Consider the following 12,621-nt stretch of genomic DNA (forward strand, 5'->3'; position numbering starts at 1 on the left):
TATGGAAAAAAAGAATAAATTATTACTCATCGACGGGTCTTCCGTCGCTTTTCGTGCCTTTTTCGCACTCTATCATCAAATCGATCGCTTCAAAAATGCCAATGGTCTGCATACCAATGCGGTCTATGGCTTTAATCTCATGTTGAGCCATCTCTTGGAGCGCATCCAACCAACCCATGTCCTCGTTGCTTTTGATGCAGGAAAGACGACCTTCCGGACGGAGATGTATGCCGACTACAAAGGGGGCCGTGCAAAAACTCCAGATGAGTTCCGTGAGCAGTTTCCTTTCATTCGTGAGCAATTAGATCATTTGGGAATCCGCCATTATGAGCTGGCCCAGTATGAAGCGGATGATATTATTGGAACGCTAGATAAGATGGCAGAAACTACCTCGGTGCCCTTTGATGTGACCATTGTCTCTGGGGATAAGGATTTAATCCAGCTGACAGATGATAATACGGTGGTTGAAATCTCCAAAAAAGGGGTGGCAGAGTTTGAAGAATTCACTCCAGCCTATCTGAAAGAAAAGATGGGACTGACACCAGAGCAATTTATCGACCTCAAGGCCTTGATGGGAGATAAGTCGGATAATATCCCGGGTGTCACCAAAATCGGAGAAAAGACCGGGATCAAACTACTCCTAAAGTACGGCTCTCTTGATGGCATTTACGAGCATATCGACGAGATGAAGGCTTCTAAGATGAAGGAAAACCTCATCAACGACAAGGAGCAGGCCTATCTGTCTAAGACTCTCGCAACCATCGATACCAATGCTCCCATTGAAATTGGGCTGGACGATATCACCTATACGGGCCCTCATCTAGAAAATCTCGCCAAGTTTTATGAGGAGATGGGCTTCAAGCAACTCCGTCAGGCCTTGGATCTCAGTGGAGAAGAAGCAGCTCCTGTAGCTATTGACTATACAGAAGTCGAGCAAGTTGCTTCAGATATGCTCACGGAAGATAGTTTCTTCCATTTTGAGATTTTTGGGGACAATTACCATACGGAACCCATCATCGGTTTCGCATGGGGGACCAAGGGTCAGCTCTACGCGAGTACAGATACTGGTCTTTTACAAACACCGATTTTCAAAGAATTTCTCGAAAAAACGCCCCTCAAGGTCTATGACTTCAAGCGGGCCAAGGTCTTGCTCAGCCACTTGGGCATTACCCTTCAAAATCCCGCGTTTGACAGTCGATTGGCCAAGTATCTCTTGTCGACCGTAGAGGACAATGAAATTTCAACCATTGCGAGTCTCTATAGTCAGATTGCGCTGCCGTTGGACGAAGTCGTTTATGGCAAGGGAGTCAAAAGAGCCATCCCAGAAAGGGCGGTCCTATTAGAACATTTGGCACTGAAAGTCGCTGTTCTACTGGATACCGAAGAGCCCATGGTGGAGCAGTTGCAAGCCCATGACCAGCTAGATTTGCTCTATGATATGGAGCAACCACTAGCAGCTGTTTTGGCCAAGATGGAAATCGCGGGGATCAAGGTAGAGCGCCAGACCCTAGAAGACATGCAGGTGGAAAACGAAGTGGTCTTGGAGCGCTTGACCCAAGAAATTTACGAGCTGGCGGGCGAAGAGTTTAACATCAATTCTCCAAAACAATTGGGGGTCATCCTCTTTGAAAAATTGGAACTTCCTCTTGAATACACCAAAAAGACCAAAACCGGCTATTCAACAGCCGTTGATGTCTTGGAACGCCTGGCTCCAATTGCACCGATTGTGTCTAAGATTCTTGAATACCGCCAAATTGCTAAGATCCAGTCGACTTATGTCATCGGTCTTCAAGATTGGATTTTGGAAGATGGGAAGATCCATACCCGCTATGTACAGGATTTGACGCAGACGGGCCGTTTGTCCAGCGTGGATCCCAACCTGCAAAACATTCCTGTCCGTTTGGAACAAGGCCGTCTCATCCGCAAGGCCTTTGTCCCAGAAGAGGAAAATAGTGTCTTGTTGAGTTCGGACTATTCACAGATCGAACTGCGCGTCTTGGCTCATATTTCGGGAGATGAGCATTTGATTGATGCCTTTAAACATGGGGCAGATATCCATACATCGACTGCTATGCGAGTTTTCAATATTGAAAAACCAGAAGATGTGACGCCGAACGACCGGCGGAATGCCAAAGCAGTGAACTTCGGTGTGGTTTATGGAATTTCCGACTTTGGACTGTCTAACAACCTAGGGATCAGTCGAAAAGAAGCCAAGGCCTACATTGAGACTTACTTCGAACGCTACCCTGGTATCAAGGACTATATGGAGAGAGTGGTACGGGAAGCGCGTGACAAAGGCTATGTAGAAACCCTCTTCAAGCGTCGTCGGGAGATTCCAGATATCAATTCTCGCAACTTCAATGTTCGAGGCTTTGCGGAGCGGACGGCTATCAACTCACCAATCCAAGGATCTGCAGCAGATATCTTGAAAATTGCCATGATTCACTTGGACCAAGCGCTAGAAGCAGGAGCATACAAGACCAAGATGCTTCTTCAGGTGCACGATGAAATCGTTCTGCAAGTACCAAGTGATGAACTGGCAGCGATCAAAGAACTTGTCAAAGAGACCATGGAATCCGCTATTGAACTTGCAGTACCACTGGAAGCTGATGAGAACGAAGGCAAAACATGGTATGAAGCCAAATAAGATTAAGTTTGTTCAAAACAGAAAGCGGTAGGAAACTTTTCAGTTTCCTACCGCTTTTAACTACAAACACTTGCAATGCCCTCCGTATTGTTATACTATTTAAAGAAAGGAAACGCATACAAAAGGAGATTCTTATGGCTTATTCATTTCGCAATCCTAGTGATGGTATTATCAAACATTACCTAGAAACCAGCAAGATCATCGCTGTGGTTGGATTATCTGACCGTGAAGATACGACCAGTCATCGTGTTAGCAAGGAGATGCAAGAGCGGGGCTATCGGATTATTCCTGTCAACCCTCGTGCAGCTGGTGGCCAGATTCTTGGAGAAACGGTGTACGCTAGCTTGCAGGAGATTCCTTTCCCAGTAGATATCGTCGATGTATACCGTCGCAGTGAGTTTTTACCAGATGTGGCACGTGATTTTATTGAGACGGATGCAAAAATTTTCTGGGCACAATTGGGACTGGAAAATCAAGAAGCAGAAGAAATTCTTCAAGGAGCAGGTCGAGAAGACATTGTCATGAACCGCTGTATCAAACGGGAACACACCCGACTGATCTTAGGAGACTCCCTATACGGTTTATAAATGATAAACAATTGAATAGAAGAAAACCCCAGCAAGCTGGGGTTTTCTTCTTACTCTTATTCAGTTTCATGGCTTGGATAGTCTGTGAAATGGCGCGGCCCTTGTTTAATCTGCTTGATTTGATCATAAAATGCAATTTGGCAGTTGATAAAGTAAGGCATGGTATAGAAGCCGATGACATCGCGCGTGAAGTAATTCAAGAAGTACCAACCAATCAAGGTTAGATCGAGCACCAAGCGATTGCTGCGGAACCCTTTCATGGTTTCACGACTTTGGCGAAGCACTCCAAAGGCTCCCTTGTAGTCGCCGTCTCGTAATTGCTCATAGAGGATCAATTCGACCAAGCTGAGACTGTAGTATTGTGGCAGGTAAAAGAGGAGGCCGAGTAGGCCCAGCACGACACCGGTAGTCATCAGAGGCATTTGTTGCATGAGAGATTGGAATTCAGGACTGGAAGCACTCAGAGTGCTAGGGTTGCTCACCTTGTCGTAAATCGCCAAAAATCGAATGCTGGCGTAGGTGCTGATGAGGCTCCCTACATAGAGGATGAGTCCCCATAAAAAGAGGACGACTTGCTTCAAGATCAAGGTGGCAAATACAGAGGTAAAGCGATCTTGTTTAAAGATATCTAACACGCGTGTTCGGTGTTCGATCTTGGGATTAATCGTATCTAAATAGCTAAAAGTCGCACCGACCACTAAAATGGAGATGACAAAGGAGACGACAGAAGGAAAGAGCTGCCGCTGGATCATGTAGATACCTGCTTGCTGCAAGGTCATGTCCGGTAGTAGATCGACCAGATCTTGCCCACTTAAGAGAAAATTAGCAAGAATGGTCAACAGGACCGGTAAGGCGAAAAGGATAGCTAAGCCCGGTTGCTGGACTTGCATGGTACGTGCCCGGAGGCGAATCAGTTTAAGGTTCATAGATGACACTCTCTTCATAGTAGTACTTTTTATTATAACATAAGTCCGTGACAGAGCCGGTAAAATTTGGTACAATCGTACAGGTGCTCACAGGAAAACTGTGACAGGAATAAGAAGGCTGGGACTGTTTTTCCCAGTACGGAGGTAACCATGACAGATTCACCGATTCAATATCGATTAATCAAAAAAGAAAAGCATACAGGTGCTCGTCTGGGAGAAATTATTACCCCTCACGGGACCTTCCCGACCCCAATGTTTATGCCTGTAGGGACTCAGGCAACCGTTAAGACCCAATCGCCAGAAGAACTCAAGGAAATGGGTTCCGGAATTATCTTGGCCAACACCTACCATCTCTGGCTTCGTCCGGGGGACGACTTGGTCGCAAAAGCAGGAGGACTGCACCAGTTCATGAACTGGGACCAGCCCATTTTGACAGATAGTGGAGGCTTTCAGGTCTATTCATTGGCGGATACCCGCAACATCACCGAAGAAGGGGTAACCTTTAAAAATCACCTCAACGGCTCGAAGATGTTCCTCTCTCCAGAAAAGGCCATCTCCATCCAAAACAATCTAGGAAGCGACATCATGATGTCCTTTGATGAATGCCCTCAGTTCTATCAGCCTTATGATTATGTGAAAAAATCGATCGAACGGACCAGTCGTTGGGCAGAACGTGGGCTTAAGGCTCACCGTCGCCCTCATGATCAAGGTCTTTTCGGGATTGTCCAAGGGGCTGGATTTGAAGACTTGCGCCGTCAGTCTGCTCAAGATCTGGTCAGCATGGACTTCCCAGGCTATTCTATCGGTGGCTTAGCTGTTGGGGAAAGCCATGAAGAGATGAATGCCGTGCTGGATTTCACAACTCCACTCTTACCAGAGAACAAGCCACGCTATCTCATGGGAGTAGGAGCTCCAGACAGTCTGATCGATGGCGTTATTCGTGGAGTGGACATGTTTGACTGTGTCTTGCCGACGCGGATTGCGCGAAATGGTACCTGTATGACCAGCCAAGGACGCCTAGTGGTGAAAAATGCGCAATTTGCAGAAGACTTTACACCGCTGGATCCTGAATGTGATTGCTACACTTGTAAGAATTACACCCGAGCTTATCTTCGCCACCTCCTCAAGGCAGATGAAACCTTCGGCATTCGCTTGACCAGCTACCACAACCTGTACTTCTTGATCAACCTCATGAAGCAGGTCCGTCAAGCCATCATGGATGACAATCTTTTAGAATTCCGTGAGCATTTCGTCGAAAAATATGGCTATAATAAATCAGGACGGAATTTCTAGGAAAAGCTAAATAGGAAGAAAAAAGACTACAGCCATCTGAGAATAATAGGAATAACTGCTAGACGCAGTGGTTGATTGGTATCTTTGGAGCTTGTTAAGCTCCAAAGATAACCTAATCAACTGTGGGGGGGCGAGACGACGAACAAATTGGATATAAATTTGTTCTGTCTCGCTCCCTTTTCCTATATAATAGCAACTTTTTTAGCACTCTATTTCTTCCGAAAACACTTTCATCAAAAAAACGAAAAAAATCTTCTCAAATCCCTTGCATTGGGCCTTTGTTTGTGTTAAACTACTATGGTGCTGTGAAAAACAGCTATTAGCTTTGATGCAAGAGGTTGCGACACGCTCGGTTGCATTGCCACGCAACACGCGTCGGTTTTCTTGTGGAGCTAGCCTATTATCTTAAATAGACGAAAAGGAGAAAAAGATGGCAAACAAAAAAATCCGCATCCGTTTGAAAGCGTACGAACACCGTACACTCGACACAGCGGCTGCAAAAATCGTAGAATCAGCTACTCGTACAGGTGCACAAGTTGCGGGTCCAATCCCACTTCCAACTGAGCGTAGCCTCTACACAATCATTCGTGCGACTCACAAATACAAAGATTCTCGCGAACAATTCGAAATGCGTACACACAAACGTTTGATCGACATCATCAACCCAACTCAAAAAACAGTTGACGCTTTGATGAAATTGGATCTTCCAAGTGGTGTAAACGTAGAAATCAAACTTTAATCTAAAGGTTGATCCAGAGCATGAAAAACGCTCGTTAAAAACTTTTTGAATAAAAAACTATAGAAAAGGAACTATTTTCTCATGACAAAAGGAATCTTAGGGAAAAAAGTGGGAATGACTCAAATCTTCACTGAAGCTGGCGAATTGATCCCTGTAACAGTTATCGAAGCAACTCCAAACGTTGTTCTTCAAGTTAAAACTGTTGAAACAGATGGTTACAACGCTATCCAAGTTGGTTTCGATGACAAACGCGAAGTATTGAGCAACAAACCTGCTAAAGGACATGTAGCAAAAGCTAACACGGCTCCTAAGCGCTTCATTCGTGAATTCAAAAACGTTGAAGGCTTGGAAGTTGGTGCTGAAATCACAGTTGACACTTTCGAAGCTGGAGACATTGTTGATGTAACTGGTACTTCTAAAGGTAAAGGTTTCCAAGGTGTTATCAAACGCCACGGACAATCACGTGGACCTATGGCTCACGGTTCTCGTTACCACCGTCGTCCAGGTTCTATGGGACCTGTTGCACCTAACCGCGTATTCAAAGGTAAAAACCTTGCAGGACGCATGGGTGGCGATCGTGTAACGATTCAAAACCTTGAAGTTGTACAAGTTGTTCCAGAAAAGAACGTTATCCTTATCAAAGGTAACGTACCAGGTGCTAAGAAATCTCTTATCACTATCAAGTCAGCAGTTAAAGCTGGTAAATAATAAGGAAAGGGGAATACAGTCAAAATGGCAAATGTAACATTATTCGACCAAACTGGTAAACAAGCTGGCGAAGTTGTTCTTAACGATGCGATCTTTGGTATCGAACCAAATCAAGCAGTTGTGTTTGATGTCATCATCAGCCAACGTGCTAGCCTTCGTCAAGGAACTCACGCAGTTAAAAACCGTTCAGCTGTTTCAGGTGGCGGACGCAAACCATGGCGTCAAAAAGGAACTGGACGTGCTCGTCAAGGTTCTATCCGCTCTCCACAATGGCGTGGTGGTGGAATCGTCTTCGGACCAACTCCACGTAGCTATGCGTACAAACTTCCTCAAAAAGTTCGTCGCCTTGCACTTAAATCTGTTTACTCAGAAAAAGTTGCTGAAAACAAATTTGTAGCCGTTGATTCTCTTGAATTTACAGCTCCAAAAACTGCTGAATTTGCAAAAGTTCTTGCAGCTTTGAGCATCGATTCTAAAGTCCTTGTTATTCTTGAAGAAGGAAATGAATTCGCAGCTCTTTCAGCTCGTAACCTTCCAAACGTGAAAGTTGCGACTGCTACAACTGCAAGTGTTCTTGACATCGCAAATAGTGACAAACTTCTTGTTACTCAAGCAGCTATCTCTAAAATCGAGGAGGTTCTTGCATAATGAATTTGTATGATGTTATCAAAAAACCTGTTATCACTGAAAAGTCAATGGCTCAACTTGAGGCAGGCAAATATGTATTCGAAGTTGACACTCGCGCTCACAAACTTTTGATCAAACAAGCTGTTGAAGCCGCCTTTGAAGGTGTAAAAGTTGCGAATGTGAACACTGTAAACGTAAAACCTAAAGCAAAACGCGTTGGACGTTACACTGGTTTTACTTCAAAAACTAAAAAAGCTATCATCACGCTTGCAGCTGATTCTAAAGCAATCGAGTTGTTTGCTACTGAAGCTGAATAATCTAAGGAGGAAATATCGTGGGAATTCGTGTTTATAAACCAACAACAAACGGTCGCCGTAATATGACTTCTTTGGATTTCGCTGAAATCACAACAAACACACCTGAGAAAACTTTGCTTGTTTCTCTTAAAAACAAAGCAGGTCGTAACAACAACGGTCGTATCACTGTTCGTCACCAAGGTGGTGGACACAAACGTCATTACCGTTTGATCGATTTCAAACGTAACAAAGATGGAGTTGAAGCAGTCGTTAAAACGATCGAATACGATCCAAACCGCTCAGCTAACATCGCGCTTGTACACTACACTGACGGTGTGAAAGCTTACATCATCGCCCCTAAAGGTCTTGAAGTAGGTCAACGCATCGTATCAGGACCAGAAGCAGATATCAAAGTCGGAAACGCTCTTCCACTTGCTAACATCCCAGTTGGTACTTTGATCCACAACATCGAATTGAAACCTGGTAAAGGTGGAGAATTGGTACGTGCTGCTGGAGCTTCTGCTCAAGTATTGGGTTCTGAAGGTAAATATGTACTTGTTCGTCTTCAATCAGGCGAAGTTCGTATGATTCTTGGAACTTGCCGTGCTACAGTTGGTGTTGTCGGAAACGAACAACATGGACTTGTAAACCTTGGTAAAGCGGGACGTAACCGCTGGAAAGGTGTTCGCCCTACAGTTCGTGGTTCTGTAATGAACCCGAATGATCACCCACACGGTGGTGGTGAAGGTAAAGCACCAGTTGGACGTAAAGCGCCATCTACTCCTTGGGGTAAACCTGCGCTTGGTCTTAAAACTCGTAACAAGAAAGCGAAATCTGACAAACTTATCGTTCGTCGTCGCAACCAAAAATAATCATAAGCAACTAGCTTACACTTTCCGCCAGCTCGGTAGCGCTGCCTAGCAGCGCAAGCCGCTGTGGTACTAAATTTTAAAGGAGAAAATTACAAAATGGGACGTAGTCTTAAAAAAGGACCTTTCGTCGATGAGCATTTGATGAAAAAAGTTGAAGCTCAAGCAAACGACGAAAAGAAAAAAGTAATTAAAACTTGGTCACGTCGTTCAACGATCTTCCCAAGTTTCATCGGATACACTATCGCAGTTTATGATGGACGTAAACATGTACCTGTTTACATCCAAGAAGACATGGTAGGTCACAAGCTTGGTGAATTTGCACCAACTCGTACTTACAAAGGTCACGCGGCAGACGACAAGAAGACACGTAGAAAATAAGGAGAACATAAATGGCAGAAATTACTTCAGCTAAAGCAATGGCTCGTACAGTGCGTGTTTCACCTCGTAAATCACGTCTTGTTCTTGACAACATCCGTGGTAAAAGCGTAGCCGATGCCATCGCTATTTTGACATTCACACCAAACAAAGCTGCAGGGATCATCCTTAAAGTGTTGAACTCAGCAGTAGCAAACGCTGAAAACAACTTTGGTTTGGAAAAAGCTAACTTGGTAGTATCTGAAGCATTCGCAAACGAAGGACCAACAATGAAACGTTTCCGTCCACGTGCGAAAGGTTCAGCTTCACCAATCAACAAACGTACAGCTCACATCACAGTAGCTGTTGCAGAAAAATAAGGAGGTAAACTCGTGGGTCAAAAAGTACATCCAATTGGTATGCGTGTTGGTATCATCCGTGATTGGGATGCCAAATGGTATGCTGAAAAAGAATACGCGGATTACCTTCATGAAGATCTTGCAATCCGTAAATTCATTCAAAAAGAATTGGCTGACGCAGCCGTTTCAACTATTGAAATCGAACGCGCAGTAAACAAAGTTAACGTTTCTCTTCACACTGCTAAACCAGGTATGGTTATCGGTAAAGGTGGAGCAAACGTTGATGCACTTCGTGCAGCTCTTAACAAATTGACTGGTAAACAAGTACACATCAACATCATTGAGATCAAACGTCCTGACTTGGATGCTCACCTTGTTGGTGAAGGAATCGCTCGTCAATTGGAACAACGTGTTGCTTTCCGTCGTGCACAAAAACAAGCGATCCAACGTGCTATGCGTGCTGGAGCTAAAGGAATCAAAACTCAAGTATCAGGCCGTTTGAACGGTGCAGATATTGCCCGTGCAGAAGGATACTCTGAAGGAACTGTTCCACTCCACACACTTCGCGCTGATATCGATTACGCTTGGGAAGAAGCAGACACTACTTACGGTAAACTTGGTGTTAAAGTATGGATCTACCGTGGTGAAGTTCTTCCAGCTCGTAAAGACGCTAAAGGAGGTAAATAACCAATGTTAGTACCTAAACGTGTAAAACACCGTCGCGAATTCCGTGGTAAAATGCGCGGTGAAGCAAAAGGTGGAAAAGAAGTAGCATTCGGTGAATACGGTCTTCAAGCTACAACTAGCCACTGGATCACAAACCGTCAAATCGAAGCTGCTCGTATCGCCATGACTCGTTACATGAAACGTGGTGGTAAAGTTTGGATTAAGATTTTCCCACACAAATCATACACCGCTAAAGCTATCGGGGTACGTATGGGATCTGGTAAAGGGGCTCCTGAAGGTTGGGTAGCACCAGTTAAACGTGGTAAAGTGATGTTCGAAATCGCTGGTGTATCTGAAGAGATCGCACGCGAAGCACTTCGTCTTGCTAGCCACAAATTGCCAGTTAAAACTAAATTTGTGAAACGTGAAGCAGAATAAGGAGAGGTCATGAAACTTACAGAAGTAAAAGAATTTGTTAAAGAACTTCGTGGTCTTTCTCAAGAAGAACTCGCGAAGCGTGAAAATGAATTGAAGAAAGAATTGTTTGAACTTCGTTTCCAAGCAGCTGCTGGTCAATTGGAACAAACTGGACGTTTGAAAGAAGTGAAAAAACAAATCGCTCGTATCAAAACTGTTCAATCAGAAGCTAAATAATAGACTAGGGAAGGAGAATTTCAATGGAACGCAATAATCGTAAAGTTCTTGTTGGACGCGTTGTGTCTGACAAAATGGACAAAACAATCACAGTTGTAGTTGAAACTAAACGTAACCACCCAGTCTATGGTAAACGTATCAACTATTCTAAAAAATACAAAGCTCATGATGAAAACAATGTTGCTAAAGAAGGCGATATCGTTCGTATCATGGAAACTCGTCCGCTTTCAGCTACAAAACGCTTCCGTCTTGTAGAAGTCGTTGAAAAAGCGGTCATCATCTAATCATACCTGAAAGGAGAAAACGTAAATGATTCAAACAGAAACTCGTTTGAAAGTCGCTGACAACAGTGGCGCACGCGAAATCTTGACAATCAAAGTTCTTGGTGGTTCAAAACGTAAATTCGCGAGCATCGGTGATGTAATCGTTGCATCTGTAAAACAAGCTACTCCTGGTGGTGCGGTTAAGAAAGGTGACGTTGTAAAAGCTGTTATCGTTCGTACTAAATCAGGTGCTCGTCGTAAAGATGGTTCATACATCAAGTTTGACGAAAATGCAGCAGTGATCATCCGTGACGACAAAACTCCTCGCGGAACTCGTATCTTTGGCCCAGTTGCACGTGAATTGCGTGACGGTGGTTTCATGAAGATCGTATCACTTGCTCCAGAAGTACTTTAATCAATCAAAAACAAACACAGTCCCCTGGCTTAGCCAGGGTGCCCATCGGGCGTAAGAATAAAAGGAGAATAAAATGTTTGTAAAAAAAGGCGACAAAGTTCGCGTTATCGCTGGTAAAGACAAAGGCGTAGAAGCTGTTGTTCTTACTGCTCTTCCAAAAGTAAATAAAGTTGTTGTAGAAGGTGTAAACATCATCAAGAAACACCAACGTCCAAATAACGAAAACCCTCAAGGCGCAATCGTTGAAAAAGAAGCTCCAATCCATGCTTCTAACGTTCAAGTTTTGGACAAAAACGGTGTTGCTGGACGTGTTGGCTACAAATTTGTAGACGGCAAAAAAGTTCGCTACAACAAAAAATCAGGCGAAGTGCTTGACTAATCACGAAGGAAAGGAGAAGTATAATGGCTAATCGTTTAAAAGAAAAATACCTTAATGAAGTAGTACCATCATTGACTGAACAGTTCAACTATTCATCAGTTATGGCTGTGCCAAAAGTTGATAAAATCGTTTTGAACATGGGTGTTGGTGACGCAGTATCAAATGCTAAAAACCTTGAAAAAGCTGCTGAAGAGCTTGCTTTGATCTCAGGTCAAAAACCATTGATTACTAAGGCTAAAAAATCAATCGCCGGCTTCCGTCTTCGTGAAGGTGTTGCGATCGGTGCAAAAGTTACCCTTCGTGGTGAACGCATGTACGAATTCTTGGATAAATTGGTAACAGTTTCACTTCCACGTGTACGTGACTTCCATGGTGTTCCAACAAAATCATTTGATGGACGCGGGAACTACACACTTGGTGTGAAAGAACAATTGATCTTCCCAGAAATCAACTTTGATGATGTTGATAAAACTCGTGGTTTGGATATCGTAATCGTAACTACAGCGAACACAGACGAAGAATCACGTGCATTGCTTACTGGCCTCGGTATGCCGTTTGCAAAATAATATAGGAGGTAAAACTAATGGCTAAAAAATCTATGATTGCTAAGAACAAACGCCCAGCGAAGTTCTCTACTCAAGCATACACTCGCTGTGAACGTTGTGGACGTCCACACTCAGTTTACCGCAAGTTTAAACTTTGCCGTGTTTGCTTCCGTGAATTGGCATACAAAGGTCAAATCCCAGGTGTCACAAAAGCATCTTGGTAATATTATGATACAAAGAGCGTAACAACCCCAGCAAAAATAGGAGATTTGGTGCAGGAGCGTTGCTCCA

19 protein-coding genes are annotated in these 12,621 nt (G+C 44.0%); 18 read left to right on the forward strand and 1 reads right to left on the reverse strand.

The features are described from left to right. The first annotated feature begins 1 nt into the window (after position 1). Positions 2-2,647 carry a DNA polymerase I gene (gene polA / locus HMPREF0833_RS07860; protein WP_013904450.1) on the forward strand — a complete coding sequence of 882 codons (2,646 nt, stop codon included), beginning with the start codon at positions 2-4 and terminating at the stop codon, positions 2,645-2,647. A gap of 134 nt (positions 2,648-2,781) precedes the next feature. Continuing rightward, positions 2,782-3,234, forward strand: a complete 453-nt coding sequence (locus HMPREF0833_RS07865) for a CoA-binding protein (RefSeq protein ID WP_041818403.1) — start codon at positions 2,782-2,784, stop codon at positions 3,232-3,234. 56 nt (positions 3,235-3,290) lie between these two features. Here HMPREF0833_RS07865 and HMPREF0833_RS07870 read toward each other — a convergent pair whose 3' ends face one another. Beyond that, positions 3,291-4,160, reverse strand: a complete 870-nt coding sequence (locus HMPREF0833_RS07870) for a DUF975 family protein (protein WP_013904452.1) — start codon at positions 4,158-4,160, stop codon at positions 3,291-3,293. 150 nt (positions 4,161-4,310) lie between these two features. On the opposite strand from HMPREF0833_RS07870, the gene tgt reads away from it, so the two are divergent. The 16 genes from tgt to HMPREF0833_RS07950 all read left to right on the forward strand — a co-directional run bounded on the left by tgt (position 4,311) and on the right by HMPREF0833_RS07950 (position 12,554). Beyond that, the gene (tgt, locus tag HMPREF0833_RS07875) at positions 4,311-5,453 is read left to right on the forward strand and encodes a tRNA guanosine(34) transglycosylase Tgt (protein ID WP_003010858.1); all 1,143 of its coding nucleotides are present in this window, start codon (positions 4,311-4,313) and stop codon (positions 5,451-5,453) included. Between the two features lie 430 nt (positions 5,454-5,883). After that, a complete protein-coding gene (rpsJ, locus tag HMPREF0833_RS07880; protein ID WP_003009585.1) occupies positions 5,884-6,192 on the forward strand; it encodes a 30S ribosomal protein S10 in 309 nt (102 codons plus the stop codon). A gap of 81 nt (positions 6,193-6,273) precedes the next feature. Then, entirely contained in the window at positions 6,274-6,900 is a 627-nt protein-coding gene (rplC, locus tag HMPREF0833_RS07885) for a 50S ribosomal protein L3 (RefSeq protein ID WP_003010846.1), read from the forward strand. A 24-nt stretch (positions 6,901-6,924) separates the two neighbouring features. Then, positions 6,925-7,548 carry a 50S ribosomal protein L4 gene (rplD, locus tag HMPREF0833_RS07890; RefSeq protein WP_003009591.1) on the forward strand — a complete coding sequence of 208 codons (624 nt, stop codon included), beginning with the start codon at positions 6,925-6,927 and terminating at the stop codon, positions 7,546-7,548. Further along, positions 7,548-7,844, forward strand: coding sequence for a 50S ribosomal protein L23 (locus HMPREF0833_RS07895; RefSeq protein WP_003009593.1), 297 nt, complete (start codon positions 7,548-7,550; stop codon positions 7,842-7,844). The genes rplD and HMPREF0833_RS07895 overlap by 1 nt, the downstream gene beginning before the upstream one ends. Before the next feature lie 17 nt (positions 7,845-7,861). Then, positions 7,862-8,695 (forward strand): 50S ribosomal protein L2, encoded by an 834-nt coding sequence (gene rplB / locus HMPREF0833_RS07900; protein WP_000512900.1) that lies wholly within the window; start codon positions 7,862-7,864, stop codon positions 8,693-8,695. 96 nt (positions 8,696-8,791) lie between these two features. Then, positions 8,792-9,073, forward strand: a complete 282-nt coding sequence (rpsS, locus tag HMPREF0833_RS07905; protein ID WP_000533766.1) for a 30S ribosomal protein S19 — start codon at positions 8,792-8,794, stop codon at positions 9,071-9,073. Positions 9,074-9,084: 11 nt separating this feature from the next. Further along, positions 9,085-9,429 (forward strand): 50S ribosomal protein L22, encoded by a 345-nt coding sequence (rplV, locus tag HMPREF0833_RS07910; protein ID WP_000818139.1) that lies wholly within the window; start codon positions 9,085-9,087, stop codon positions 9,427-9,429. 12 nt (positions 9,430-9,441) lie between these two features. After that, positions 9,442-10,095 (forward strand): 30S ribosomal protein S3, encoded by a 654-nt coding sequence (gene rpsC, locus HMPREF0833_RS07915; protein ID WP_003002336.1) that lies wholly within the window; start codon positions 9,442-9,444, stop codon positions 10,093-10,095. Between the two features lie 3 nt (positions 10,096-10,098). Next, positions 10,099-10,512: a 50S ribosomal protein L16 gene (gene rplP, locus HMPREF0833_RS07920; RefSeq protein WP_000960947.1), complete on the forward strand. Its 414-nt coding sequence runs from the start codon at positions 10,099-10,101 to the stop codon at positions 10,510-10,512. A 9-nt stretch (positions 10,513-10,521) separates the two neighbouring features. Then, positions 10,522-10,728, forward strand: a complete 207-nt coding sequence (gene rpmC, locus HMPREF0833_RS07925; protein ID WP_003002350.1) for a 50S ribosomal protein L29 — start codon at positions 10,522-10,524, stop codon at positions 10,726-10,728. A gap of 23 nt (positions 10,729-10,751) precedes the next feature. Continuing rightward, positions 10,752-11,012: a 30S ribosomal protein S17 gene (rpsQ, locus tag HMPREF0833_RS07930; RefSeq protein ID WP_003009600.1), complete on the forward strand. Its 261-nt coding sequence runs from the start codon at positions 10,752-10,754 to the stop codon at positions 11,010-11,012. Positions 11,013-11,037: 25 nt separating this feature from the next. Further along, positions 11,038-11,406, forward strand: a complete 369-nt coding sequence (gene rplN / locus HMPREF0833_RS07935; protein WP_003002384.1) for a 50S ribosomal protein L14 — start codon at positions 11,038-11,040, stop codon at positions 11,404-11,406. A 73-nt stretch (positions 11,407-11,479) separates the two neighbouring features. Beyond that, positions 11,480-11,785, forward strand: a complete 306-nt coding sequence (rplX, locus tag HMPREF0833_RS07940) for a 50S ribosomal protein L24 (RefSeq protein WP_003002315.1) — start codon at positions 11,480-11,482, stop codon at positions 11,783-11,785. A gap of 23 nt (positions 11,786-11,808) precedes the next feature. Continuing rightward, positions 11,809-12,351 (forward strand): 50S ribosomal protein L5, encoded by a 543-nt coding sequence (gene rplE / locus HMPREF0833_RS07945; protein WP_003009606.1) that lies wholly within the window; start codon positions 11,809-11,811, stop codon positions 12,349-12,351. A 17-nt stretch (positions 12,352-12,368) separates the two neighbouring features. Further along, positions 12,369-12,554 carry a type Z 30S ribosomal protein S14 gene (locus HMPREF0833_RS07950; protein WP_001085699.1) on the forward strand — a complete coding sequence of 62 codons (186 nt, stop codon included), beginning with the start codon at positions 12,369-12,371 and terminating at the stop codon, positions 12,552-12,554. Positions 12,555-12,621 lie beyond the last annotated feature (67 nt).

It is taken from the genome of Streptococcus parasanguinis ATCC 15912 (assembly GCF_000164675.2).
GTDB classification, from domain to species: Bacteria; Bacillota; Bacilli; order Lactobacillales; family Streptococcaceae; genus Streptococcus; species Streptococcus parasanguinis.